The sequence below is a fragment of the Serratia symbiotica (Periphyllus acericola) genome, from assembly GCF_964019515.1.
Taxonomy (GTDB): domain Bacteria; phylum Pseudomonadota; class Gammaproteobacteria; order Enterobacterales; family Enterobacteriaceae; genus Serratia; species Serratia symbiotica_D.
Window position 1 is genome coordinate 1,628,354 of the sequence record NZ_OZ026452.1, and the last position, 26,160, is coordinate 1,654,513.

14 protein-coding genes, 15 pseudogenes and 1 riboswitch are annotated in these 26,160 nt (G+C 53.2%); of the genes and pseudogenes, 18 read left to right on the plus strand and 11 right to left on the minus strand.

Features of this window, described 5'->3' with window-relative positions:
• Positions 1–78: 78 nt before the first annotated feature.
• A pseudogene (locus tag AACL06_RS08880) lies at positions 79–1,009 on the plus strand (IS5 family transposase).
• Positions 1,010–1,310: 301 nt separating this feature from the next.
• Here the strand turns inward: AACL06_RS08880 and AACL06_RS08885 are convergent.
• Both AACL06_RS08885 and bioA read right to left on the minus strand, forming a co-directional pair.
• Positions 1,311–1,757 (minus strand): annotated as a pseudogene (locus AACL06_RS08885) (YbhB/YbcL family Raf kinase inhibitor-like protein).
• A gap of 121 nt (positions 1,758–1,878) precedes the next feature.
• Positions 1,879–3,153, minus strand: a complete 1,275-nt coding sequence (gene bioA, locus AACL06_RS08890; protein WP_339036882.1) for an adenosylmethionine--8-amino-7-oxononanoate transaminase — start codon at positions 3,151–3,153, stop codon at positions 1,879–1,881.
• 100 nt (positions 3,154–3,253) lie between these two features.
• On the opposite strand from bioA, the gene bioB reads away from it, so the two are divergent.
• The 6 genes and pseudogenes from bioB to AACL06_RS08920 all read left to right on the plus strand — a co-directional run bounded on the left by bioB (position 3,254) and on the right by AACL06_RS08920 (position 10,024).
• Entirely contained in the window at positions 3,254–4,294 is a 1,041-nt protein-coding gene (gene bioB / locus AACL06_RS08895) for a biotin synthase BioB (protein ID WP_339036883.1), read from the plus strand.
• Positions 4,291–5,442: an 8-amino-7-oxononanoate synthase gene (bioF, locus tag AACL06_RS08900; RefSeq protein ID WP_339036885.1), complete on the plus strand. Its 1,152-nt coding sequence runs from the start codon at positions 4,291–4,293 to the stop codon at positions 5,440–5,442. Before bioB ends, bioF begins: the two co-directional genes overlap by 4 nt.
• A complete protein-coding gene (gene bioC, locus AACL06_RS08905) occupies positions 5,426–6,193 on the plus strand; it encodes a malonyl-ACP O-methyltransferase BioC (RefSeq protein WP_339036888.1) in 768 nt (255 codons plus the stop codon). The genes bioF and bioC overlap by 17 nt, the downstream gene beginning before the upstream one ends.
• Positions 6,186–6,860: a dethiobiotin synthase gene (gene bioD, locus AACL06_RS08910; protein ID WP_339036890.1), complete on the plus strand. Its 675-nt coding sequence runs from the start codon at positions 6,186–6,188 to the stop codon at positions 6,858–6,860. The genes bioC and bioD overlap by 8 nt, the downstream gene beginning before the upstream one ends.
• Before the next feature lie 828 nt (positions 6,861–7,688).
• Positions 7,689–9,704 (plus strand): annotated as a pseudogene (gene uvrB, locus AACL06_RS08915) (excinuclease ABC subunit UvrB).
• A 107-nt stretch (positions 9,705–9,811) separates the two neighbouring features.
• A pseudogene (locus AACL06_RS08920) lies at positions 9,812–10,024 on the plus strand (VF530 family DNA-binding protein).
• On the opposite strand, the gene yvcK reads toward AACL06_RS08920, so the two are convergent.
• Positions 10,007–10,924: a uridine diphosphate-N-acetylglucosamine-binding protein YvcK gene (gene yvcK, locus AACL06_RS08925; protein ID WP_339036892.1), complete on the minus strand. Its 918-nt coding sequence runs from the start codon at positions 10,922–10,924 to the stop codon at positions 10,007–10,009. The pseudogene AACL06_RS08920 and the gene yvcK sit on opposite strands and share 18 nt — an antisense overlap.
• Positions 10,925–11,146: 222 nt before the next feature.
• Positions 11,147–11,301, plus strand: a riboswitch (molybdenum cofactor riboswitch).
• Here yvcK and moaA point away from each other — a divergent pair.
• The 8 genes and pseudogenes from moaA to AACL06_RS08965 all read left to right on the plus strand — a co-directional run bounded on the left by moaA (position 11,291) and on the right by AACL06_RS08965 (position 17,752).
• A pseudogene (moaA, locus tag AACL06_RS08930) lies at positions 11,291–12,336 on the plus strand (GTP 3',8-cyclase MoaA). (Overlaps the previous riboswitch by 11 nt.)
• Before the next feature lie 59 nt (positions 12,337–12,395).
• A pseudogene (locus AACL06_RS08935) lies at positions 12,396–12,715 on the plus strand (cyclic pyranopterin monophosphate synthase MoaC); the annotation flags it as partial.
• A 63-nt stretch (positions 12,716–12,778) separates the two neighbouring features.
• Positions 12,779–12,847 (plus strand): MoaD/ThiS family protein, encoded by a 69-nt coding sequence (locus AACL06_RS08940; protein WP_339038379.1) that lies wholly within the window; start codon positions 12,779–12,781, stop codon positions 12,845–12,847.
• 2 nt (positions 12,848–12,849) lie between these two features.
• Positions 12,850–13,313, plus strand: a pseudogene (gene moaE, locus AACL06_RS08945) (molybdopterin synthase catalytic subunit MoaE).
• A gap of 174 nt (positions 13,314–13,487) precedes the next feature.
• Positions 13,488–14,201: a Bax inhibitor-1/YccA family protein gene (locus AACL06_RS08950; protein ID WP_339036895.1), complete on the plus strand. Its 714-nt coding sequence runs from the start codon at positions 13,488–13,490 to the stop codon at positions 14,199–14,201.
• A 256-nt stretch (positions 14,202–14,457) separates the two neighbouring features.
• Positions 14,458–15,774 carry an ATP-dependent RNA helicase RhlE gene (gene rhlE / locus AACL06_RS08955; RefSeq protein WP_339036897.1) on the plus strand — a complete coding sequence of 439 codons (1,317 nt, stop codon included), beginning with the start codon at positions 14,458–14,460 and terminating at the stop codon, positions 15,772–15,774.
• Positions 15,775–16,060: 286 nt separating this feature from the next.
• Positions 16,061–16,981, plus strand: a pseudogene (locus AACL06_RS08960) (IS5 family transposase); the annotation flags it as partial.
• A 210-nt stretch (positions 16,982–17,191) separates the two neighbouring features.
• Positions 17,192–17,752 (plus strand): metal-dependent hydrolase, encoded by a 561-nt coding sequence (locus AACL06_RS08965; RefSeq protein WP_339036899.1) that lies wholly within the window; start codon positions 17,192–17,194, stop codon positions 17,750–17,752.
• A 313-nt stretch (positions 17,753–18,065) separates the two neighbouring features.
• Here AACL06_RS08965 and AACL06_RS08970 read toward each other — a convergent pair.
• Positions 18,066–18,332, minus strand: a pseudogene (locus AACL06_RS08970) (transposase); the annotation flags it as partial.
• Positions 18,265–18,426, minus strand: a complete 162-nt coding sequence (locus AACL06_RS08975) for a hypothetical protein (protein WP_339038489.1) — start codon at positions 18,424–18,426, stop codon at positions 18,265–18,267. The gene AACL06_RS08975 and the pseudogene AACL06_RS08970, both read right to left, overlap by 68 nt.
• Positions 18,427–18,793: 367 nt before the next feature.
• On the opposite strand from AACL06_RS08975, the pseudogene AACL06_RS10710 reads away from it, so the two are divergent.
• Positions 18,794–18,979 (plus strand): annotated as a pseudogene (locus tag AACL06_RS10710) (MDR efflux pump AcrAB transcriptional activator RobA); the annotation flags it as partial.
• A 215-nt stretch (positions 18,980–19,194) separates the two neighbouring features.
• Here the strand turns inward: AACL06_RS10710 and gpmB are convergent.
• Positions 19,195–19,831: pseudogene (gene gpmB, locus AACL06_RS08985) on the minus strand (2,3-diphosphoglycerate-dependent phosphoglycerate mutase GpmB).
• A gap of 88 nt (positions 19,832–19,919) precedes the next feature.
• On the opposite strand from gpmB, the pseudogene AACL06_RS08990 reads away from it, so the two are divergent.
• Positions 19,920–20,386: pseudogene (locus tag AACL06_RS08990) on the plus strand (DUF84 family protein).
• 42 nt (positions 20,387–20,428) lie between these two features.
• On the opposite strand, the pseudogene trpR reads toward AACL06_RS08990, so the two are convergent.
• From trpR to AACL06_RS09005, 3 genes and pseudogenes are all read right to left on the minus strand, one after another.
• Positions 20,429–20,650 (minus strand): annotated as a pseudogene (gene trpR, locus AACL06_RS08995) (trp operon repressor).
• A gap of 132 nt (positions 20,651–20,782) precedes the next feature.
• On the minus strand, positions 20,783–22,711 hold the full coding sequence (gene sltY, locus AACL06_RS09000; protein WP_425336908.1) for a murein transglycosylase: 1,929 nt from the start codon (positions 22,709–22,711) through the stop codon (positions 20,783–20,785).
• Positions 22,712–22,989: 278 nt separating this feature from the next.
• A pseudogene (locus tag AACL06_RS09005) lies at positions 22,990–23,706 on the minus strand (transposase).
• 674 nt (positions 23,707–24,380) lie between these two features.
• Between AACL06_RS09005 and zapB the strand changes: the two are divergent.
• Positions 24,381–24,620, plus strand: a complete 240-nt coding sequence (gene zapB / locus AACL06_RS09010) for a cell division protein ZapB (RefSeq protein ID WP_339036901.1) — start codon at positions 24,381–24,383, stop codon at positions 24,618–24,620.
• Between the two features lie 62 nt (positions 24,621–24,682).
• On the opposite strand, the gene rraA is transcribed toward zapB, so the two are convergent.
• Together rraA and AACL06_RS09020 are read right to left on the minus strand one after the other, a co-directional pair.
• Complete coding sequence (gene rraA, locus AACL06_RS09015; protein ID WP_339038383.1) at positions 24,683–25,138, minus strand: ribonuclease E activity regulator RraA; 456 nt, start codon at positions 25,136–25,138, stop codon at positions 24,683–24,685.
• 105 nt (positions 25,139–25,243) lie between these two features.
• Positions 25,244–26,140 (minus strand): annotated as a pseudogene (locus AACL06_RS09020) (1,4-dihydroxy-2-naphthoate polyprenyltransferase).
• Positions 26,141–26,160: the final 20 nt, after the last annotated feature.

Consider the following 26,160-nt stretch of genomic DNA (forward strand, 5'->3'; position numbering starts at 1 on the left):
CGGCGTTGTTGAATCAATCGAACTTTTGGCCTGGACGAGGATGAGATCACTCTCCTTCTGTCAAAATAGCGACATTCCGTGGCCCAGAAAAAGTTCAACATCAGCAACTGGAAGGCTTACAACAACGCCCTTATCACTCGGGGTTCACTCACTTGCTGGGGGGATGAAACGGCACTTCACGCCTGGTACTGCGAGGCAAAACCTTCTCTGCGTGGTCGCCCACCACATTATTCCGATATGGCAATCACCAGCGTATTGATGCTGAAACGGATTTTCGGCCTGACACTTCGCGCCCTCCAGGGCTTCGTCGACTCCATTGTCACACTGATCAAAGTGCCGTTGCACTGCCCGGACGACACCTGCATCAGTAAGCGGGCAAAGTCCGGCCATGTCCCGTTTAAAACCCCAACGCCGGGTGAAATTGCGCACCTCGTTATCGACTCTAGCGGGCTCAACGCTCAACGTGTTGGGTAAAGGGGAGTGGAAGGTAAAAAAATACGGTCAGGAAAAACGGCGGATCTGGCGAAAACTGCATTTGGCCGTAGATACAGAAACACATGAGGTCATCTGTGCTGACCTTTCCTTGAGCAATGTCACCGATACCGAAGCCTTCCCAGGTCTTATCCGCCAGAGGTACCGTAAAATCAAAGTCGCCTCGGCGGATCGGGCTTAGGATACGCGAGTGTGTGATGATGAGTTAAGGCGCAAGAGGCTCAGGGCGTTAATACCGCCCAGCAGCGGAGCCCGGTATTGGTCGGCAGACTATGCAGAGCGAAATCAAGCGGTGGCGAACCGGCGCGTTACCGGAGACAACACACGGTAGAAAAGTATCACAGGCTACCACCGACGTTCGATAGCGGCAACAGCGAGGTACAGAGTAAAACAGCTATTTGGTGGTCACCTGTAGCTGCGAGATTATGATGGGCAAGTTGCAGAGGCGCTGGCCATGATCTGTGCATTAAACAAAATGCCGCTCACCGGTATGCCAGAAAGTGTACGCCTTGCCTGAAAGATGCCTATTCACGGGACTCGGACTCTTTATTCTAAATCCGATTTATTCAACAATGCCGAGATGATGACAAAAAGAGAGAGTATTACATTGCTTGGATCATAATACTGATGTGAAAGGGAATTAGTTGAAGGTATGAGAGGTCGGCAGGAGCGATCCCGCCTCCTATTCGAGAGTTGATGATAATTAAATTATTGATTTATATTGCTATGTCTAGGTGGTTAAGTTACCTCTACCAGATCTGGCAGCACTTTGTCAGTAGCCTGAGGCGCAGCCATGCGCCCTTTTTACTGGCGGAGGATCAGGTATATTTCACCGTCAAGGTGGTGCTTCCGAGGTGGTGGAAATGCAAATTAAAGCCCACCAGCGCCCCACTACTACCTTCATCTACGTCTAACGCATGTATGGTGAACTGATAAAGGTGGCTCTCGCCCTGCGGAGGTGTTGCGCCGCTGTAACCGGTTGAGCCGAAGTCAGTACGGGTTTGAATGGCACCGGCTGGCAGCGAAGCCTTACCGGAACCTGTGCCCTGCGGAATATTTGCTACCACCCAGTGCCACCAACCGGAATAGGTTGGGGCATCGGGATCATAAAGGGTGATCACGAAGCTTGTGCTGCGTTAAGGTACGCCATCCCAGGCCAAGTGTGGCGATAGGTTGCTGCTCTGGTAGCCCATGCCATTGAATATCTGTTGTGCGGGCATTTTTGCGCCGTCTTGCAAATCGTTGCTGTAAAAGCGAAAAGCCATAATGCCCTACAGTAGTCGGTAAGAATGGAGCTTTTAAGTTAGGTCGTTTGGCTAGAACAATGCAAGTCCATCGTCGGCAATAGGCTATAGACGAGGGTTATCGGCAGCCGAATCTGTTGCTTCAGCGCACTGCGGCCGCTACCGCCGCAGTCAGACGGCTGAGCGGCTCAGGCTCGATAATGTAGGGAGGCATCAGATAAATCAGCGTGCCGAACGGCCGTAGCCACACTCCGCGCTTGACGAACTCGCGCTGTAACTGCGCTACATCTACCGGTTCGCGCATTTCCACCACTCCAATGGCCCCTAATACCCGTACATCCGCCACTTTTGGCTGTGCAGCCAAGGGCAACAACTGCTGTTTAAGCTGCGTTTCGATAGCGTTTACCTGTGCCTGCCAGCGATTTTCTGCCAGTAGCGTCAAGCTGGCTTCAGCCACCGCACAGGCCAGCGGGTTGCCCATAAAGGTTGGCCCGTGCATAAAGCAGCCAGCGGCACCTTTGCTTATGGTGTTCGCGACCTGGCGGCTGGTCAGGGTGGCGGAAAGTGTCATGTAGCCGCCAGTCAGCGCTTTGCCCAAGCAGAGAATGTCCGGCACCACCCCGGCATGCTCACAGGCAAATAGCTTGCCGGTACGGCCAAAGCCAGTTGCTATCTCATCGGCTATCAGCAGTACCTGATAATGGTCGCACAGTTCGCGTACCCGCTTAAGGTAGGTTGGGTGATAGATGCGCATACCGCCAGCGCCTTGTACTATGGGTTCGAGGATCACTGCGGCCACCTCGTCAGCGTGCTGTTGCAGCAACGCGGCGAACGGCGCAATGTCTTGTTCATTCCACTCTTCATCGAAGCGGCACTGCGGCGCAGGGGCGAACAAATGCTGGGTGAGGAAGCCCTGATACAAGCTGTGCATCGAGTTGTCGGGATCGCACACCGACATCGCGCCAAAGGTATCGCCATGATAACCGTGGCGCAGGGTCAGCATATACTGCCGCCGTTCTCCGCGTGCCTGACAGTATTGCAGCGCCATCTTCAACGCCACTTCTACTGCCACTGAACCTGAGTCCGCCAAAAATACGCATTGCAACGCCTGCGGCGTCATCGCCACCAGCCTAAGGCATAGCGCGATGGCGGCGGGGTGGGTAATACCGCCGAACATCACATGCGACATTTTCTCCAACTGCTGCGTGGCAGCCAGGTTCAACTGTGGGTGGTTGTAACCGTGGATCGCTGCCCACCAGGAGGACATGCCATCTACCAGACGCCGCCCATCAGCCAGATGCAACTCAACGCCAGCGGCTGCTTCAACCGGATAGCAAGGCAATGGATGGCTCATAGAGGTGTAGGGGTGCCAGATATGGTGCTGGTCGAAAGCCAAGTCGGACTGGGTGACAGACATGATTGTAAACCAATTTTAATTCATAATGGTTGACAGTATATCCACAATATTTACACTGACGACACTTTTGACGACACTTTTTCGTTTTGGAGACGCCATAATGACTGATCGCATTCACTGGACAGTGGATCTTGCCCAGGCCCTGTTTGATAAACCGTTGCTTGAGCTGTTATTTGAGGCGCAGACAGTACACCGCCAGCACTTTGATCAGCGCCAGGTTCAGGTCAGCACGTTGCTGTCGATCAAGACGGGGGCCTGCCCGGAAGATTGCAAATATTGCCCGCAAAGCTCGCGCTATAAAACCGGCCTGGAGTCAGAACGTTTGATGCAGGTGGCACAGGTATTGGAGGCCGCCCGCAAGGCCAAGGCGGCCGGTTCTACCCGCTTCTGTATGGGGGCTGCGTGGAAAAACCCCCATGAGCGCGATATGCCGTATTTGCAGCAGATGGTACAGGGGGTGAAAGCGCTGGGGATGGAAACCTGTATGACGCTGGGCATGCTGGAGGGTAGCCAAGCCGAACGGCTGGCGCAGGCCGGGCTGGATTATTACAACCATAACCTCGACACCTCCCCGGAGTTTTACGGCAGTATCGTCACTACCCGCAGCTATCAAGAACGCTTGGATACGCTGGACAAGGTGCGTGATGCGGGCATTAAAGTGTGCTCCGGTGGTATTGTCGGATTGGGCGAGACAGTACGCGATCGCGCCGGGCTGCTGGTGCAACTGGCTAACCTGCCAAAGCCACCGGAGAGCGTACCGATCAACATGCTGGTGAAAGTGAAAGGTACTCCACTGGCGGACAATGAGGACATCGATCCGTTCGATTTTATCCGTACCATTGCTGTGGTGCGCATCATGATGCCAGCCTCCTACGTGCGCCTCTCTGCGGGGCGCGAACAGATGAACGAACAGACTCAGGCAATGTGCTTTATGGCTGGAGCCAACTCGATCTTCTACGGTTGTAAGCTGTTGACCACGCCTAACCCGGAAGAAGATAAGGATCTGCGGTTGTTCCGCAAGCTGGGGCTGAATCCGCAACAGACTGCCACTGAGTACGGCGACAATCAGCAACAGCAAGTATTGACTGAGCAACTGATGCATGCCGATAGCGCTCAATTTTACAACGCGGCGTTGCGATGAGCTGGCAACAACGCATCACGCAGGCACTGGATGAGCGACGGCAAAGCGCGACTTACCGCCAGCGGCAGGTGAATAGAGGCGGTAATGGTCGCCAAATTCAGCTTGGCGGTGAACATTATTTGAATTTTTCCGGCAACGACTATTTGGGCATGAGCCAGGATGCACATGTGATCGCCGCCTGGCAGCAGGGAGCGCGGCAGTATGGTGTGGGCAGCGGTGGCTCCGGCCACGTCACCGGTTTTTGCAACGCGCATCAGGTGTTGGAACAGCAGTTGGCGGAGTGGCTCAGCTATCCGCGTGCGTTGCTGTTTATTTCCGGCTATGCCGCTAATCAGGCACTGCTGGCGGCATTGATGCAGGCGGGCGATCGCATTCTGGCCGATCGTCTTAGCCACGCTTCGCTGCTGGAAGCGGCCAGCCAGTCGCCAGCTCCGTTGCGCCGTTTTCGTCATAACCACCCGCAGTCGCTGGCTAATCTGTTGGCAAAACCCTGTGCAGGGCAGCGGTTGGCGGTGACTGAAGGGGTGTTCAGCATGGACGGCGATCGCGCACCGCTGGCGGCGCTACATAGTCTGACCCGTGCGGCAGGGGCCTGGCTAATGGTGGATGATGCGCACGGCATTGGCGTGTGCGGCGAGCAGGGACGCGGCAGTTGCTGGCAGCAGGGGGTGCGGCCAGAACTATTAGTGGTGACCTTTGGCAAGGCGTTTGGTATCAGTGGGGCGGCCGTGTTGTGCGACGAACCCACCGCAGAATACCTGCTACAATTCGCCCGCCACCTGATTTACAGCACCGCGATGCCGCCAGCGCAGGCCTGCGCCCTGCGGGCGGCGCTACGGCGTATTCAGCAGGGCGACGCATTGCGCGCCTGGTTGCAGGACAATATCCTGCGCTTTCGACAAGGGGCGGCTCAGTTGTCGTTGGCGCTGACAGCGTCCGATACCGCCATCCAGCCGCTGTGGGTGGGTGATAATCAGCGCACCCTCGATCTGGCGCAGCATTTGCGTGAGCATGGCCTGTGGGTGAACGCCATCCGCCCGCCCACGGTGCCACCGGGTGACGCACGTTTGCGCATCACCCTGACAGCCGCCCACCAGCCACAGGATATTGATCGCCTACTGGAGGTCTTGCATGGGGTCAACGTTTAAGAGGGTGAACAAGCAGGCAGTGGCATCAGCCTTCAGTCGGGCGGCTGGCAGCTATGATGCGCTGGCGACGGTGCAGCGTGAAGTCGGTGAGCGTTTGCTGGGGATGGGGAAAGATCTACCGGGCGTGCAACTGCTGGATGCAGGTTGCGGCACCGGCTATTTCAGCCGCCGTTGGCGTGCGCTGGGGAAGCAGGTCACAGCGCTCGATCTGGCACCGGGCATGCTGGCGTTTGCCCGCCAGCAGCAGGCAGCGGATCACTATTTGTTGGCGGATATTGAGCAAGTGCCTTTACCTTCTGCAGTGATGGACATTTGCTTCAGTAGCCTGGTGGTGCAGTGGTGCAGCGATCTGTCGGTGGTACTGACAGAACTTTATCGGGTAACGCGTCCTGGTGGCGTGATCCTGTTTTCCACGCTGGCGCAGGGTTCGCTTCGTGAATTGGGCGATGCTTGGCAGCAGGTAGATGGCGAGCGTCATGTGAACGATTTTCTGCCACTGGCGGCTATTGATGCTACCTGTGCAGGCTACCGTCACTGTCTTGAGGCGCAATGGCGAACCCTGAACTACCCGGATGTGATGGCGCTGATGCGCTCACTGAAGGGCATCGGTGCGACGCACTTGCATCAAGGGCGCGAAAGCGGGCTGGTGTCGCGCCGACAGTTTGCCGCGTTACAAGCGGCCTATCCGCGCATTCAGGGACAATTCCCGCTTAGCTATCATCTCATATATGGTGTGATTTACCGTGATTAAACGTTACTTCGTCACCGGTACTGACACCGAAGTGGGCAAAACCGTGGCCAGTCGTGCGCTGCTACAAGCAGCTAACCAGGCGGGTTACCGCAGTGCTGGCTACAAGCCGGTGGCCTCTGGCAATGCCATGACCGCCGAGGGATGGTGCAATGGTGATGCGCTGGCGCTACAGGCCAACAGCAGCGTGGTACTAAGCTACGACGAAGTGAATCCTTACGTTTTTACCGAACCAACCTCGCCACATATCATCAGCGCCGCTGAAGGTCGGCCAATCGAACTGGCGCGGCTTTCCTCTGGTTTACGCCATCTGGAACAGCGAGCCAACTGGCTGCTGGTTGAAGGCGCGGGTGGATGGTTCACGCCGTTGTCGCTGCAATACACTTTTGCTGACTGGGTACGTAGGGAACAACTGCCCGTGATTTTGGTGGTGGGTGTCAAGTTGGGTTGCATCAACCACGCGTTGCTGAGTGCGCAGGCGATTTGGCAAGCGGGTTTGCAGTTGGTTGGCTGGATCGCTAACGATGTCATTGTGCCCGGCAAACGGCATGAGGAATACCTGGCAACGTTGTGCCGTATGCTGTCAGCGTCGCTGCTGGGCGAGATCCCCCATTTGCCTGATGTTCAGCGCCATACTCTGGGGCCGTATTTAGATATCAGCCAGTTGTAATCCTGCTGGGCAGCCTGGGTTTCCTCATTGAACTGCCAGAGCAGCATTGCTTAATGGGGTTCCCAGTGGGGATATATCCTATCGCGCTGCTGATGTTCGCTGGATGTTGGGGGCAGTAAGGCGGGAAAAGTTAACGCGGACACGGCCTACATACTTCCCAAGTTGTACGCATCGTTATTAGGCAAACGATTTGGCTGCTTGCAACCTGCCGGACAGGGCTTGAAAATGACTTCACAATTAGGAGTACTAGTATTAATTGGCATAAAAAAAAGGATATTTTTATAAAAAATAACTAAAAAGATCGTTTAGCTGTTCGGAAAAGTAAAAAATGATATTTCTGCAACTCCCGTCATGGGCGGGGTGGTAAGAGTTATCCACTATTCCTGTGGACAACCATGTGTATTAGGTTTAGAAAAGCAGCTTAAAGCGAGAGGGGACGCGGGTTTTATACGCTTTTGCCGCCATTCTCGGCTCTTTAATGAAGTTTTTATATATCAACTGGTTATTTAAAATAAAGCCACTGACTATTGATCGGATTTTTATGTACGAGTTATATCCCAGAACTATCAATAGGGTAATTTGAGATAAATTCTGTGGATAAATCTATCACTGATACCAAAAATGTTATCGCAGGATCACGCTAAGGGGGTAGCCACTCCTGGCTGATGCACGCTAAAGTGGCAACTTCCGCTCGAGTCTGGTTTTATACCCATAATCATAAGCACTAGCGTAAATTACCGCCGCTTTCCATAATCAACAGGGTGGGTTACTCGAGACCTCCACCGACGATCACTTGTACGTGCACATCTTCACAAGGCAGCTGAACCAATGAGTAAAATTTTCAAACTTCATTCGGATTTTAAACCGGCTGGCGATCAGCCGGAAGCAATCCGTAAACTGGAAGCAGGGCTGGAAGATGGCCTGGCTCACCAGACGCTGCTGGGGGTCACCGGTTCAGGCAAAACCTTTACTATCGCTAATGTGATCGCCGATCTAAATCGACCCACCATGGTGCTAGCACCCAACAAAACGCTGGCAGCGCAGTTGTATGGTGAGATGAAAGGGTTCTTTCCTGAAAATGCGGTGGAGTATTTTGTTTCTTACTACGACTACTACCAGCCAGAAGCTTACGTACCCAGTTCAGATACCTTTATTGAAAAAGATGCCTCGGTGAACGAACATATCGAGTAAATGCGGCTTTCCGCCACTAAGGCGTTACTTGAACGCCGTGACGTGGTGGTGGTGGCTTCCGTCTCGGCGATCTACGGCCTGGGCGATCCAGATCTGTACCTTAAGATGATGTTACACCTGAACCAAGGTATGATCATCGATCAGCACGCCATCTTACGCCGGCTGGCGGAATTGCAGTACAGCTGCAACGATCAGGCTTTCCAACGCGCCACCTTCCGCGTGCTCGGCGAGGTGATTGACATCTTTCCAGCAGAGTCGGAAGATCTGGCGCTGCGCGTTGAGTTATTCGACGATGAGGTGGAACGGTTATCGCTGTTTGATCCGCTCACAGGGCAGATCGAACAGGTGGTGCCGCGTTTTACTATTTACCCAAAGTCACACTATGTAACGCCGCGCACGCGGATACTCCAGGCGATGGAAGAAATCAAAACCGAGTTGGCCAAGCGTCGCAAAATGCTGTTGGCTAACAACAAGCTGCTGGAAGAACAGCGCTTGAGCCAACGTACTCAGTTTGATCTGGAAATGATGAATGAACTGGGTTACTGCTCAGGCATTGAAAACTATTCGCGCTACCTGTCCGGGCGCAGCGCAGGTGCGCCGCCGCCTACGCTGTTTGACTACCTGCCAGCACACGGCCTGTTGGTAGTGGATGAATCTCACGTCACTATCCCGCAGATTGGCGGCATGTTCAAAGGCGATCGTTCGCGCAAGGAAACCCTGGTGGAGTACGGTTTCCGATTGCCGTCGGTGCTGGATAACCGCCCGCTGCGCTTTGAAGAGTTTGAGGCGCTGGCACCGCAGACCCTCTATGTATCCGCCACACCGGGTAAATATGAGCTGGAGAAATCCGGTGGTGATCTTATCGATCAGGTGGTGCGCCCCACCGGGCTGCTGGATCCGGAAGTGGAAGTGCGCCCAGTTACCACCCAAGTGGATGATTTGCTCTCGGAGATCCGTAAACGGGTAGCGCTCAACGAGCGTATGCTGGTAAACACGTTGACCAAGCGCATGGCAGAAGAACTGACCTACTACCTAGAGGAACACGGTGAGCGCGTGCGCTACCTGCACTCAGATATCGATACCGTGGAACGCGTTGAAATCATTCGTGACCTGCGCCTGGGTGAATTTGACGTGCTGGTGGGCATCAACCTGTTGCGTGAGGGGCTGGACATGCCTGAAGTGTCTCTAGTGGCAATTTTGGACGCAGACAAAGAAGGCTTCCTGCGCTCTGAACGCTCATTGATCCAGACTATCGGCCGGGCGGCGCGTCACATCAATGGTAAAGCGATCCTGTATGGTGACCGCATCGCTGACTCGATGGCCAAAGCGATAGGTGAAACCGAGCGGCGGCGCATTAAGCAGCAGGCGTACAACGCAGAAAATGGCATCGTGCCACAGGGGCTGAACAAGAAGATTGGCGATATCCTGCAACTGGGCCAGAAGCCGGGCAAGCGTCACAAGGGTAAAGGTAAAAGCCAGGCCAGCGAAAATGCCGCTCAGTACCAAAGCCTTACGCCAGCAGCGCTAGAGCACAAAATCCGTGAGCTGGAAGCGCAGATGTACAGCCATGCGCAAAACCTGGAGTTCGAGCAAGCCGGCGTACTGCGCGACGAAATCCACCACCTGCACGAGCAATTTATCGCCCGTTCGTGACAGCGATGCGGCAGCGTTTGCCTTTGTACGGGTAACGAAATTTCTTATCGCACCCAGCAAAATTGATGTTGTAAGGTGTGCGGCTTATTTGACGACGAGCATCGACCATGACCCCACATCTGCCCAAAGATCCGTTGCATGGCGTTACGCTGGAACAACTATTGAATAAACTGGTGTAAAGCTATGGCTGGCCAGGGCTGGCTGAGCGCATTCGTATCAATTGCTTCAGAAGCGATCCGAGCATCAAATCCAGCCCGAAGTTTCTGCGCCGTACCCCCTGGCTGCGTGGGCGCGACGGCACATCAGACGCGGGCGGCTAGCCCTACCAATGCTTGATCCAACGCCTGGCGCAACAGTTGGCGATCATGACGATGTGGGATGTTGCTGGCCTCCAACGGTTGCTGAATCAACAGCCGCTCTCGTATCTGACGAGTGTCAACGCAGGGGCCGACGATCAGCGCATCGATCATTTGGCGGCCAATTTTTTCCTCCATCAGCACCAGTTTGTCTTTCAGCGGTAGCGACGCGGCGGCAACGCTCAACTCGCGGCCCAAGTTGTCGATATAAATCATATTGGCGCTGCTGCGGCGCAGGGCTCGGGTGAGGTCATCCAACAATAACAACGGCATCAGGCTGGTCAAGAAACTGCCTGGCCCAATCAGGATCACATCGGCTTGGGCAATGACCTCCGGCGCTTCACGCGTGGCCGTGACCTGCGCTGACAGCATCAATTCCCGTGGCATGTTGATCAACTGATCGATATTCACCTCGCCGTAGACGTGGTTGCCTTCGTGGTCATATGCCACCAGATCAACCGGCTGCTCGGACATTGGGATCAAGGTGGCGTCTACTTTCAGCAGGCTGCGTACCAGATTGATCGCCTTCAGCGGACGTACACTGAGGTGATCCAGCGCTTTCAGCATCAGGTTGCCGAGGTTGTGGCCAGAGAGTTCACCGTTACCGCTGAAGCGGTACTCGAACATCGCCGAGGCCACGCTGGGTTCGGCAATCAACTGGTTTAGGCAGTTGCGGGTATCGCCCCAGGCAATACCGCCTTCTGAGCGGCGTATGCGGCCAGTGGAGCCGCCATTATCAGTGGTGGTAACGATGCCGGTTAGGCGGGAGCCCAAAGACGACAGGGCAGACATCAGGCGACCAAGGCCATGACCACCGCCTAATGCTACTACCCGATCAAGATCAGCCAGGGTTCGATTTCGCATAAATTTCCTTACAAAGGCGCTGACGGCCCGCATAGCCTAGCCTATCTGTGTGGTGAGGGTCAATTCGTCTGTACAATTAGCGTTTACTCAAGCTTGGCAAGATCTAGCACGTGTAAAAACGCTGTATAGACAATTGTATAGTGACATTGGCTATCACCGCTGTTAAGCGCTAGACTTCTGCCGAGAATCTCGGTTTCATTCCGCTCGCATAGACAGCGACGATTGCAATCAAAACTCCTGGCCTTTGATCCTACGCTATTCTTTCAAGAAAATATGGCGCTTGATGGCGCTTGGGCTGTGGCGAAGGGAGCCACAAGGGTGCAGAGTGGAAACGCTCGTATCTCCCGACTTAGGAAAGGTGTGATAGTGCCGCAACTCACAGATGCTTATGAGCGTAAGTTTTACTATTTGCGCTTATCGATCACTGGCGTGTGCAATTTCCGTTGTACCTACTGTTTGCCCGGCTGTTACACACCTACCGCCAGCCCTAAATCTTTTTTAATCGCCGAATGAAAACCGACGCGTCAGCCGCGCGTTTGCAGAACTCGGCACCGAAAAGGTGCGTTTGACCGGTGGTGAACCGTCACTACGCCGCGATTTTACCCAGATTATTGCTGCAGTGTGTGAAAACCCGGCGATCCGCACACTGTCAGTCACCACCAATGGCCACCGAATGGCGCGCGATGCTGCCAGTTGGCGCGATGCCGACCTGACGGCGATCAATGTCAGTATCAACAGCCTTGATGCCCGCCAGTTTCACCTCATTACCGGTTAAGACAAGCTCCGCCAGGTGATGGATGGCATTGATGCTGCTTTCAGCGCCGGGTTCAATCAAGGTTAAAGTCAAGACAGTGTTAGTGTTGATGCGTGATGTTAACCATCAGCAGCTTGGTGCCTTTTTGCATTGGATTAAGCCCCGTCCAATCCAACTGCATTTTATCGAACTGATGGAAACGGGCCAAGGAGGCGCTCTGTTCCACCAATGCCATATATCCGGTGAAGTGATTCGCCTGCAACTGGAGCGGCTGGGTTGGCGGCGTCAGCCGCGTGGCCGAAGCGATGGCCCGGCGCAGGTTTTCAGCCATGCGGACTATCAGGGGGAAGTTGGGTTGATCATGCCCTATGAAAAATACTTTTGTGCCAGTTGCAATCGGTTACGGGTCTCCGCTGTTGGCAATTTGCACCTATGCCTGTTCGGCGAGCAGGGCATCCGCTTGCGCGATCTGCTGGCGGATGATGACCAACTTGCTGCATTGAAGGATCGTATCGTGCGCAGTCTACTGAGCAAAAAGCAGAGCCATTTCCTGCATCAAGGCAAAAGCGGTATAACCCAGAACCTGTCATTTCATTTATCGCGGGTTAGGATATGTCTCGTCATTGACCGTAGCACCACCGCAAACCCGAGAGAGTAGGGCCACTTGAACCATCGCCGATGCACCACATCTAGCCACATTTGAAGAAGCAATAAAAGATGACACAACTAACCCACATTAACGCTGCCGGCGAAGCCCATATGGTTGATTTTACACCAAGGCGGAAACGGTACGTGAGGCGCGCGCCGAAGCCTTTATCGAGATGTTGCACGCCACGTTGGCCATGATTATCGACGGCAGCCATTACAAGGGCGATGTGTTCGCTAAGGCGCGCATCGCTGGTATTCAGGAGGCCAAACGCACCTGGGAGTTGATCCCGCTGTGCCATCCACTGCTGCTCAGCAAGGTTGAGGTACACCTGGAGGCGCAACCGCAACACCATCGGGTGCGCATTGAAACCTGCTGCCGACTGAGCGGCAATCAGCGGTTGTTCACACACGGTGACCATTGGGTGTTGGCGCTGGAGCTAGGCAAGCTGTTGATGGCGGCAGATCATCCACTGCGCGCTGGCGATGAGGTGGCGTTCTTTCCGCCGGTAACAGGGGGATAAGCATGGAGAATACCCGTATCCGCTTTGGTGAAGCCCCGTTCAGCATTGGTGATGAATATCAGTGGTTGGCGCAGCGCGATGATGATGGCGCGGTAGTGACCTTCATCGGCAAAGTGCGCAACCACAATCTGGGCGCGAATGTTAGCGCACTGACGCTAGAGCACTACCCAGACATGAGCGAAAAGACGTTGGCGGAGATCGTGGCACAAGCGCGGGGCCGTTGGGGATTACAACGCGTGACGGTGATCCATCGTATTTGCGTGTTGTTCGCAGGTGATAAAATTGTGTTTGTTGGCGTGACTAGCGCGCACCGCAACATGGCGTTCGCCGCCAACGCATTTTTATTATAGACGACCTAAAAACCCGCGCGCCATTCTGGAAGCGTGAGACCACCAGCCAGGGTGATCGCTGGGTCGATGCGCGAGCCAGCGATCATCGGGCGGCGGGATCTTGGCGGCGCGGTTAAACAGCGGCAACAAAATCACCCTTTCGTGCCATAGTTTCTGTGGTAAGCTTATCACAGGCTAGACCTGTTTTCCCGCTACACTTTTCATTTCATGTCGGCAATGTGAAATTCATTGGGAATATAGGGTATAAAGAAACATTTAAAATCTTATTCCACACGCAAAAGGTGATCGCAATGGATCAATATCCACGCTATAACGGTTCTATCGTTGAACGTGCTAACAGTAGCATTCAAGCTTATATGGTGCAGGTCTATGGCTGGATGACATGCGGCCTGCTGTTGACGGCGTTCGTATCTTGGTACGCGGCTCAAACGCCCGCCATTCTCAACTTTATCTTTTCTAGCCAGATCACTTTCTTCGGCCTGATCATCGCGCAATTGGCACTGGTGTTTGTGATTTCCAGCATGGTCAATCGTCTCAGCGCTGCACTGGCTACCTCTTTGTTTATGCTCTACTCGGTGCTGACCGGGCTGACGTTGTCGAGCATCTTTATCGCCTACACCTACAGCTCGATCGCCAGTACCTTTTTGGTCACCGCTGGCATGTTTGGCGCGATGAGCCTGTACGGATACACCACCAAGCGAGACCTGAGTGGTTTTGGCAGCATGCTGTTTATGGCACTGATCGGCATCGTGCTGGCATCGCTGGTGAATATCTGGTTAAAAAGCAGCGCACTGATGTGGGTGATCACTTATATCGGGGCGGCGGTATTCGTCGGCTTGACCGCTTATGACAACCAAAAATTGAAGGCGATGGGCGAGCAGTTAAATACTGATGATCACGACAGCTTGCGCAAATACGCTATTGTCGGCGCACTGAAACTGTATCTTGATTTCATCAACCTGTTCCTGATGTTGCTGCGCATTTTCGGCAATCGTCGCAATTAGCGCTTTATCGATATTGCTATATGGCCTGCGGTGTGATGCGGTATCAGCATCACACCGCAATTAAAAATAGATTGATGTGCTGTGAGCGTGTAAAATTGCCGCTTGTAGTTCGACTTCTGTTATAATATTTTCCATGTGGTGCACCGCAGTTTGTGCCAATCGCTCGTGGTCATATTTAATGCCCCGTCTGAATTATCCTCCCAAGATACTGCGCCCAACCCTAATAGGTAAGGGAGGATCTGGAGCCTTTCTCTTTATGTCATTTAAAACCCTCGGCTTAAGTGTTGAAATATTGCGCGCTGTTGAAGAACAGGGCTATCGCGAACCTACGCCAATTCAGCGTCAGGCTATTCCTATGGTGCTGGCAGGGCGTGACCTGATGGCCAGCGCCCAGACCGGTACCGGTAAAACCGCTGGCTTTACTCTGCCGTTGTTGCAGTTGCTCAGTCAACATGAGCAGCCGGCCAAAGGCCACCGCCCGGGGCGTGCGCTGATCCTGACGCCCACCCGTGAGTTGGCGGCGCAGATTGGCGAAAACGTCGATGCCTACAGCAAATACCTGCGCCTGCGTTCATTGGTGGTGTTTGGCGGCGTGAGTATCAACCCGCAGATGATGAAACTGAGGGGCGGCGTCGATATCCTGGTGGCAACCCCAGGTCGCCTACTGGATTTGGAACATCAGAACGCCGTCGATCTATCCAAAATTGAAATTCTGGTATTGGACGAAGCTGATCGAATGCTGGATATGGGCTTTATCCATGATATCCGCCGTGTGTTGGCCAAACTACCGGCCAAGCGTCAAAACCTGCTGTTCTCTGCCACCTTCTCCTACGATATCAAGGCGCTGGCTAATAAGCTGCTGCACAATCCGGCATCAGTTGAAGTGGCGAGCCGTAACACTGCCTCTGAGCAGATCGAGCAGAGCGTGCACTTCGTCGATAAGAAGCATAAGCGGGAACTGCTGTCGCAGATGATTGGTGCAGGTGATTGGAAGCAGGTGCTGGTATTCAACCGCACGAAGCACAGTGCTAACCATTTGGCTGAACAGCTTAACAAGGAAGGTATCACCGCGGCGGCGATCCACGGCAATAAAAGCCAGGGCGCGCGTACTCGTGCACTCGCCGATTTTAAAGAGGGAAAAATCCATGTGCTGGTCGCTACCGATATCGCGGCGCGTGGTCTGGACATCGACCAACTGCCACATGTGGTGAACTACGAATTGCCTAACGTGCCGGAAGACTATGTGCACCGCATTGGTCGTACTGGCCGCGCTGAGCGTACCGGTGAAGCGATTTCACTGGTGTGCGTGGATGAGCACAAACTGCTACACGATATTGAACGCCTGCTGAAGCGTGAGATCCCGCGCATTGCCTTGCAGGGCTACGAACCGGATCCAACAATTAAAGCTGAGCCGATCATCAACGGTCGCCAGGGGCGTGGGGCTATGCGTGGCGGTGGCAATAGTGGTCAGCGTGAAAATCGCAGTGGCGGCAACGCTCGGGCACAGGGGGAAGGCCAACGCCGCTCTGGTGCGCCTTCGCGCGATCCTCACAGCCGCAAGCCAACCGAATAAGCTTTAGTGCTCATAGAATAGCCGCCAAAATCTGGCGGCTTTTTAGATTGTGGTGGTGTCTGACAATGGCCCGTGAGCGCATGGCGCGGGCCGGGGGGGTCTGATGGGCCATGTTAAAATGGCCCCAGCCCTTTATGTCGCGTCCCCAGAGCCGGTACTGCGCGTTGTCGGGGTTCTGCATAGGCTTGGGCTTACCCTGCCCCTCCGGCTTAATTACGGGCTTTTAGGTCTGCGAGGCCGGGACGAGGATCAGATCACTCTCCTTCTGTCAAAATAGCGATATTCCGTGGCCCAGCAAAAGTTCAACATCACCAACTGGAAGGATTACAACAACGCCCTTATCACTCGGGGTTCACTCACTTTCTCGGTGGATGAAACGGCACTTCACGCCTGGTACTGCGAGGCAAAACCTTCTCTGCGTGGTCGCACACCACATTATTCCGATATGGCAATCACCAGCGTATTGATGCTGAAACGGATTTTCGGCCTGACACTTCGCGCCCTCCAGGGCTTCGTCGACTCCATTGTCACACTGATCAAAGCGCCGTTGGACTGCCCGGACGACACCTGCATCAGTAAGCGGGCAAAGTCCGGCCATGTCCCGTTTAAAACCCCAACGCCGGGTGAAATTGCGCACCTCGTTATCGAACTCTAGCGGGCTCAACGTGTTGGGTGAAGCGGAGTGGATGGCAAAAAACACGGTCAGGAAAAACGGCGGATCTGGCGAAAACTGCATTTGGCCGTAGATACAGAAACACATGAGGTCATCTGTACTGACCTTTCCTTGAGCAATGTCACCGATACCGCAGCCTTCCCAGGTCTCATCCGCCAGAGGTACCGTAAAATCAAAGTCGCCTCGGCGGATCGGGCTTAGGATACGCGAGTGTGTGATGATGAGTTAAGGGGCAAGAAGCTCAAGGCGTTAATACCGCCCAAAAGCGGAGCCGGTTATTGGTCGGCAGACTATGCAGAGCGAAATCAAGCGGTGGTGAACCAGCGCGTTACCGGAGACAACACACGGTGGAAAAGTATCACAGGCTACCACCGACGTTCGATAGCGGCAACAGCGAGGTATAGAGTAAAACAGCTATTTGGTGGTCACCTGTCGCTGCGAGATTATGATGGGCAAGTTGCAGAGGCGCTGGCCATGATCTGTGCATTAAACAAGATGCCGCTCGCCGGTATGCCAGAAAGTGTACTCCTTGCCTCAAGGATGCCTATTCAGGGGACCCTTTATTCCAAATCAGATTTATTTAACAAAGCCGTTCATAACATGAAAATTCCCCCATTAGGGAGTAACAAACTGCTGTAAAAACGGAAAAAATAAGCATTTGGTTACAGGGTAACTGCTTCCGCTGCTAGGAATTTTTATATATACTAGATAAATTAACAGTTTATCAGCCGGAATAACCACAGCATGACTGCGGAAGGACATCTTATATTCTCTGTCGCTTGCGCGATCTTCGCCAAAAAGGCCGAGGTGACATTAGAACTGACCACTGGCGACTGGTGGCACATTATCCCGGCCGCACTGCTGACTTCGCTGCTGCCCGATATAGACCATCCCAAATCGGTATTGGGCCAGCGCCTGAGTTGGATCGCCATTCCCATCGCACGCGCCTTTGGCCACCGAGGCTTCACCCACAGCCTGCTGGCGATAACCGGTGGTATATTGCTATTCCGGTTGGAGTTTACACGCAGTTGGCCAATCCCTCCTGACGTACTGCATGCCATGATCATCGGCTATTTCAGTCATCTCCTGGCCGACATGCTAACCCCCGCAGGCGTGCCGCTACTGTGGCCCTGCCGCTGGCGTTTTCGCCTACCGCTGCTAAATTCTCATAAAGGTAATCAATTGGAACGCGCCATGTGTCTCTGCCTGGTGGCGTTTGCTCTCTATTGGCAAGGCGGGTGCATCATTCCAATACAGTCGTATTTTGGGCAAATAAAAATATTAGATTTTAATCATACAAAATGACAAATAAATCACCAATGCGCATATTAATAATACAATAATTCGAAAAAGTTATATCCAATTCAATTTGGATATAACTAAGCCATGCAACAAGCTGTTAGGATATTTTCATCGCTACATATGGGCGCTAGTGGTCATTGTTATGGCTTTGTTAAATAAATCGGATTTGGAATAAAAGAGTCCCGTGAATGGTCATCCTTCAGGCAAGGCGTACACTTTCGGCATACCGGTGAGCGGCATCTTGTTTAATGCACAGATCATGGCCAGCGCCTCTGCAACTTACCCATCATAATCTCGCAGCGACAGGCGACCACCTGATGCAGCTGTCGTCCGGGCAATTCAACGGCACTTTGATCAGTGTGACAATGGAGTCGTCGAAGCCCTGGAGGGCGCGAAGTGTCAGGCCGAAAATCCGTTTCAGCATCAATACGCTGGTGATTGCCATATCGGAATAATGTGGTGGGCGACCACGCAGAGAAGGTTTTTCCTCGCAGTACCAGGCGTGAAGTGCCGTTTCATCCTCTCAGAAAGTGAGTAAACCCCGAGTGGTAAGGGCGTTGTTGTAAGCCTTCCAGTTGGTGATGTTGAACTTTTTCTGGGCCTAGGAATGTCGCTATTTTGACAGAAGGAGAGTAATCGGATCCTCGTGCCGGCCAAAAGTTCGATTTATTCAACAACGCCGCATGGAGCGTGAAAAAAATCTTTGGCGGTCTCGCAGCAAAAAATTGCTATTATACGGCGTCATTATTTAGAGCCTATCCTATTAGAGTAGGCGCACATCGTTGCAGCCAGTTTGCACAAGGCAGCGCGCAACAACTGCAGCGTACAGGGAGTCAATGAGGGTGATGAGTACTCCCCAGATCCAACATGGCAAATAAAATCGTAATGGGATAAGTTCTTATCAGCGCTCTTTGAGAGAGCGCTCCAATCAAACTCTTGCGCACTGTGCATTGCAAGAGGCAAAGGAGTGCAATACAACATGGTCTAATAATGCAAGCACTCGCGTGATGAATCAACATCCCTAAAGCTCTACGAGGAAGATCTATGGATCAAGCCGGTATCATTCGCGATTTGCTTAGTTGGCTGGAAAAAATTTGGATTACCCCTTGTCGCTGGACAACGGGGCGACAAGGGGTGATCCAAATGGCATCTACAGCGGATGTTCAAAGACATTACCGGTACGCCCTCGGAGCTTATATCCGAGCCAGAAGGCTGTCTAAAACCGCTGTTTACACCACCGCGCTAATGCCAGCAGGCCAGTGGCGCCTAGCTTGGGCCTGTTTGATTTTATCCTGATGGTCTATGGCTCGTGTCAGCCAATGCTCAAGTTGAGGCGTCACAAGGGGCACGACATAGAGCACTTTTATCCAGAAGGTGATCGACAGCCACCCCCAACACTGACTGATGATCAACTTTGACTATTTAATCCCGACCAGTCGCTCATGCTATGCGGGTATCTCCAGATGAGTAATATAGCCCGCGTTTTCGACGATCCAGCCGGGAGCCAGCCACGGGCTTTGCTGATGATCAAGGCGCGACAGCGAACAATTGCGTAGGTGCAAGCGGCGTTCCGCATAGGCTGTCAGCCCCAGCACCGAACTGATCAGGCATCCCAGGGCAATGCCGTGGCTGACAATCAACGGCTTGCTGCCTGCTGGTAACATCAGGCAACTTTCCAGTGTAGCACGCATCCGTTCGCACAGTTCTTCCATCGATTCACCTTGAGGGATACGTCCAACAGGAGTATTATCAACCATCTATTTGCACCACTGTTCTTCGTTCTTCCTACGGCGTCAGGCGGACGATCAGGCGTCGCTCCAAAACCCCCATATGCAGCTCACGCAAGCGTTGATCGTTAATCACCGTGCAGCCGCAAGCGGTGCCGATAATTTGTGCCGTGCGGCGAGTGCGTCCCAGATCGCTGGTGATCACATGCGTGATACCCACCGTGCTTGACACGTCTGGCGACCAGATGAGCCTGGTGTTCACCCTTGGCAGTTAACGGGCTGTCAGACTGTCCCTGGATGCGGCGAGCCGCATTCCACTGCGTTTCGCCATGGTGGAAAAATATACCTGTAACATTGTTAGTTTCCGTTTTACTCCGTAAAACTTGAATTTATCAGCGCCGGGCGGCCTGTTGTACCACCGCCAACATATCGACTAGAAGGATATCAGATCCGTTACGTACCATGTTGTCGCTGCAACAACCAGCCCGGCAAAGCTCCAGGCTATTCAATTAGCCTTTGACGATACCTTTGGCGCAGGCCACTGCCATACTGAATCCGTCGATATCGCCAGCGAGTGATTGAAGCACGTAAAATGCAGCCAGGAGCCGATTTCTGGATCGGCGTGGAGGCTGGAATGGAGGAGAACATCACGTTTTCCTGGATAATAATAGAAAACCTGCATACCCAGGGTGAGTCACGTTGCACCAGCTTGATGCTGCCCGAAACCATTTTACAGGGTATCCGCGTTGGTAGCGAAGGTGGAGATCAACAGCAGCTCCGAAGTGAAACGTCAGGGCGGTGCGATAGGCATATTTACTAACGTGCAACTGAGTCGCACTAGCGTCTATAGGCTCTACTGCTGGCATTGGTGCCATTCCACAACCCGATTTACCAGCAACACAGGCAGTAGCCCAGGCTATTGCGCCTGATCCAGCAGTTGTTGCTTCAGCCACTATTTCAACTCTGGCGAGGCTGCCTTCAGGCTGTTCGAACCACAGGTGATGGTGGCTATTTCCGCCCCCAGTTCATTTTTTATCTCACGCTAGCTTATTTCGCCGCGCATCAATTCCTGAAGAATCCGTACCCGGGTACCCAGCGCAGTTTGCTCATCCGACGTTAGTAGGAGCTGCATCAGCGGCTGTTGCAATCCTTGTGCAAATGCTTGCTGCAACAGCGCAACGCAGCGTAGCCAATCCTCATTGCCTTGTGGTGAAAGAGCAGGGTCATTTAGCGATCATTGCGACCTAGTAGCCACCATACTACTATTATTTAACTGGTACAGCAGCATACCATAGGGCAGTCAAAATCAATAACGCCGCTGCCACTCGTCGTCGGTCAGCACTTTTGCTGGCTGGTGGCTCAGATAGCGGTAAAACACATCGTAGGCCAGCACGTTCTTAACATAGTCGCGGGTTTCAGAAAATGGGATACTTTCGACAAACGCCACCGCATCAACCCGTACCGCGCTGTTGCCAAGCCAAGTATTCAACCGCGATGGCCCAGCGTTGTAGGCCGCCGTCGATAAAATACGGTTGCGGCCAAACTGCTGATACAGGTACTCCAGGTAATGCGTGCCGATGGTGATATTGGTCTGAGGATCAAACAGTTGGCTCGCACTAACATACCCCGGAATAGTGAACATCTGCACTGTGTGCTGTGCTGTGCGCGGCATCACCTGCATCAGCCCGGCGGCACCCACGGGAGATTGTGCTTTCGGATTCCAGGCGCTCTCCTGCCGGGCGATGGCCATCGCATAACTCGGTGTTATCCCCTTGTCATCGGTGGCGCGGCGAAACTCCTGCGGCCAAGCCAGCGGAAAGCGCTCTTGCAGATGGCTCCACAATTTACCAACGATGGTCGCCTGCACGCTGAGATCAGCCCATTTTTGATCAAAAGCATAGCGAGCCAGTGCTTCCTGCTCAACATGGCTGCGGCTAGCAACAAATGCACTCCACTCGCTGCGCGCCAGATTATCCATATTCCAATATATCAGCTCGCGCACCCGGGCGATTTCTGGCGCGTCCATCAACGTTGCGTGCGGCTTGGCCGCAACCGCTACCATCACCGGATAAGCAATATTCAGTCTTTGCGCCGCCACCATAGGGTAGAAGCCACGTTCGGTCATGAGGTTACGCAGCATCCCTTCGCCTTCACTGCGTTTGCCTGCATCCAGCAGCATGTTGGCGCGCCAGTAGCGCCATTCATCCTTATTGCGCAACTCCACTGGCAGACGCGCAAGCCAGGTAGCCACACCCTGGTGATCACCATAGCCCAACGCCATACGTACCCGGCGCTCTAACAATGCAGGCGACTGGCTGCGCAAAATAACCTGATCGCGCCACCGAGCCTCTTCATCGGTGGCATCACCGCCCATCAAGCGCCACGCCACTGCTTCTTCCAACGCCATACGTCTGCTGTCGCTCATTTTTTGCAAACGCGCGAGGAGCGGGAGTATCGTACGGGCGTTTTGTGCATCTTGCTGCGCCAGGTGTTCAAAAGCGATAGCGATGGCATCGCGGGTGAAATCGGTTGGCACTACATTGCGGGAGAAAGCCTCAAGCGTGGTAGGATCATTCTGCAAACGCACCAGGGCATTGCCCATGGCCTGATAATCTGACGGTAATTGGCGATATAGGCTGTTGACAAGCATGCTGTTACCCTCTTTCAACGCCAGTTTCATGCGTTCCAAGGTATTTAACGGCGTTTGCTTACCCGCACCGCGCCACACGCTGAACAGTTTGTCACACGCCCCCGGCTGTGTTTTACCACTCAGCCACAGCTCATCGGCACCGCGCCATGCCGCAGACTGATCGCCGGTCGCCCATTTGGCGTAGTAATAGTTGCAGCGTGCCACCACCGGTTTAGATGCCTGTGGGCTGAACGTTAACAGAGTGCGCCAGTCCTCACGGCGTGCCAGCTCATTGACAAAGCGCGGTACCAACGATTTCACCAGCGGCAGCGTCGGGTTTTGCTTGATAAAAGTGTTTAATTCAGAAAACCCAACCTGGCTGAGATCCTGCGTCAATGCCCAGTATTCCAGATAGGGATAAAGCGGATAATTTTGCAGAGTTGGCATCAGTTGTGCCACCACGGCTCTCTGATTGCTGTCCCATGCCTGTTTGATTTGCTGGTAGCGTTGACGTTGGGCATTCAAAGAATCTGCCAGCGTCACGCCGGAAAACGCTGTCAAGCATAGCCCTACCGCCAAAAACCACCGTTTGTCCACCTTGATCATATTTGTTTTTTCCTCGCTGGTTATGCTGCCAAGGGTGAGCTTAGCACTGCGACAGCGACCAACAGATTGCTGAACCCATCCCCCCGAAAAATGGGCTGCCCTGCCGCATTTGGGCGCTCAGTGAAAATAATACCGGGCTTGGCCCCCCGCAAGCAGAGACTTTCCATAGACAGCGCAGACGCTTATCCATTCAATACTACTGTAGTAGAAGAGATGTGCCGTCAGGCGTTGTTGAATAAATCTGATTTGGAATAAAGAGTCCCCTGAATGGGCAGCTTTCAGGCAAGGAGTACACTTTCTGGCATACCGGCGAGCGTCATCTTGTTTAGTGAACAGATCATGGCCAGCGCCTCTGCAACTTGCCCATCATAATCTCGCAGCGACAGGTGACCACCAAATAGCTGTTTTACTCTGTACCTCGCTGTTGCCGCTATCGAACTTCGGTAGTAGCCTGTGATACTTTTCCACCGTGTGTTGTCTCCGGTAAGGCGCTGGTTCGCCACCGCTTGATTTTGCTCTGCATAGTCTGCCGACCAATAACGGGCTCCGCTGCTGGGCGGTATTAACGCCTTGAGCTTCTTGCCCCTTAACTTATCATCACACACTCGCGTATCCTAAGCCCGATCCGCCGAGGCGAATTTGATTTTACGGTACCTCTGACGGATGAGACCTGGGAAGGCTTCGGTATCGGTGACATTGCTCAAAGAAAGGTCAGCACAGATGACCTCATGTGTTTCTGTATCTACGGAGTCGACAAAGCCCTGGAGGGCGCGAAGTGTCAGGCCGAAAATCCGTTTCAGCATCAATACGCTGGTGATTGCCATATCGGAATAATGTGGTTGGCTACCACGCAGAGAAGGTTTTGCCTCTTAGTACCAGGCGTGAAGTGCCGTTTCATCCCCCCAGCAAGTGAGTGAACCCCGAGTGATAAGGGCGTTGTTGTAAGCCTTCCAGTTGGTGATGTTGAACTTTTGCTGGGCACGGCATGTCGCTATTTTGACAGAAGGAGAGTGATCTGATCCGCATGCCGGCCAAAAGTTCGATTTATTCAACAACGCCATCTGAACCCTAAAATAGGTGCCGACTGGCAGAAAAAGGGTCAACAAAGCCACAGACTGGTGCCAAGAAACTCCGCGATATACTGGCCTTTTAATGTTGGCCTGGTAGTTTGGTTCGTCATAATGTTGTCATCCTGCAAAACGAGGGGTATGTTAGGGTTCGGTATCACGCAGCCTGTGGGTACAATTTTTTCATCTCGTCTAATTATTAGATCAAGGGAGGTGATTAAATTATCGTTAATGAAAATAAATGAGAAATAGCGAAATAAAAATGTGTGTGATTCGTCATAAATATGAGCGAGTTTATATTATTTTGTGTTCTTTCTGAGCGATAAAGCAGTGATTAGGCCAATGGCTATCCGTTAGTAGCTAATCGTATGGCGGTTGGGGAGAGGGTATTTTCGATTTTTTCTGATGGTGGCGGCAGGAAAATTGCAACAGACTGCGTGATGAGTCGGTATGATACTAGACAGTTGTCGGCAGGCTACTTACAATCGTTTTTATCGAGATGGGCGCATTATGTTTAATAACAGTGTGTATCACTTGGCGCGATGCGTATTTGCAGCCGCTACCCATAGATGTACGCCTTGCTGTCATGAGGGGACTGAAGAATGTCATTTGAAGTATTTGAGAAATTGGAAGCAAAAGTTCAGCAGGCGATTGATACTATAACCTTGTTGCAGATGGAAATTGAAGAGCTGAAAGAAAAAAATATCGCTCTGACGCAGGAAGTTCAAGCAGCCTCCGGTAACCATGAATCTTTGCTGCGAGAGAACAAACAACTGAAAGAAGAGCAGCTTGTATGGCAAGATTGCCTACGCACCCTGCTGGGGAAAATGGAAGAAGTTTGATCCTTGGTGGTCACACAAAAACGAAAAGGGCGCGCACTAAGCGCCTTTTTCGTTGCTGTGGCTTACTCAATATAAAGGGGATCTTCGGAAAGGATAATACCGGTGTTGTCGGCGTACAGATGGTCGCTGGAGAAGAAAGTGACGCTACCGAAGTTAACGCGGATATCGCTTTCACCTACGTCCCCGCTAACTGCGCCTATCGGGATTGCCGCCATTGCCTGAATGCCGATTTCCAGCTCTTCCAAATCATCCACCTGGCGCACTACACCATAAACCACTATGCCTTCCCATTCGTTCAGGGTGGCTAGGCGCGCCAGTTCGGCGTTGATCAGCGCACAACGCACGGAACCACCACCGTCTATCAACAGCACTCGGCCCCGGCCGTTTTCTTCAAGCAGGTCAAACAGCAGGCCGTTATCCTCAAAGCATTTTACCGTGGTGATCTGCCCACAAAATGAAGTACGCCCGCCAAAATTGGAGAAAAGAGGTTCAGCAACATTCGCCTCTTCATGATAGATGTCGCAAAGTTAGGAAGTATCGTATTTCATAGGAATTTTCATCGGTTTGCCGCTGGAATGTTCATTATATTCCTTTATTCGCCCTGTTGGCAAAATCATCAGTTTTTAACTGAGTGCCACGCCGATGGCGAACAGCAAGTGGGTTAGCAGCGCCGCCTTGACCATGTGCTCCAGCATCGGTCTCATGCCGACTGGCGTTGGGTCGCGTAGTACACGCAGGGCATGACAAACCAGCAGCGGGATCGCCAGTAAGAACAGCCAGCCCCACGGACTGTGCAGATTGCACAGGGTGAACAGGGCAAAGCACAGCACTGCTCAGCAGCAGCACGTGGTAGACGCGCGCCCTCTGTGGCCACAACTGCACCGCCAAAGTGTTTTTGCCGTTCGCGCGATCGATGTCGATATCGCGCAGGTTGTTGATGTTGAGCACCTCTGTTGCCAGTAGACCACAGGCGGTGGCCGACAGCATCATCACGTTGTTAAAGCTATGCGTCTGTAGGTAGTAGGTGCCCGCCACGCTCAGCCAGCTGAAGAACACCAGTACCGATACGTCTCCTAGCCCTAGGTAGCCGTAAGGCCTGGTGCCAACGGTATAAGTGATGGCGGCGATGATCGAAAGCACAAGGCCGATAATGTCGCTGGGCTGCTCTTAGGCCACGGCGATCAGTGAACCGCCAGCGATGGCGATCAACATCACTGCTATCACCAGCGCCCGTTTCACCTGCGCATGGGTGATCATACCTTTCTGCATGCCGCGTAACGGCCCGATACGATCATCTTTGTCACTGCCTTTTAACGCATCGCCATAGTCATTAGCCAGGTTGGAGAGAATTTGCAGCAGGCCAGCAGTCAGAACGCCAGCAATGCTAAGCCGGGCTTCAAGCTGTTATGCCAGGCGGCGATCGCAGAACCAACGACAATAGAGGCGAAAGTCAGCGGTAGGGTGCGGGGGCGTAAACTTTCCAACCAAGCGGTGATCGGAGTGGGGATTGATACGTTCATGTTTCGCTTCTATCAGTAAA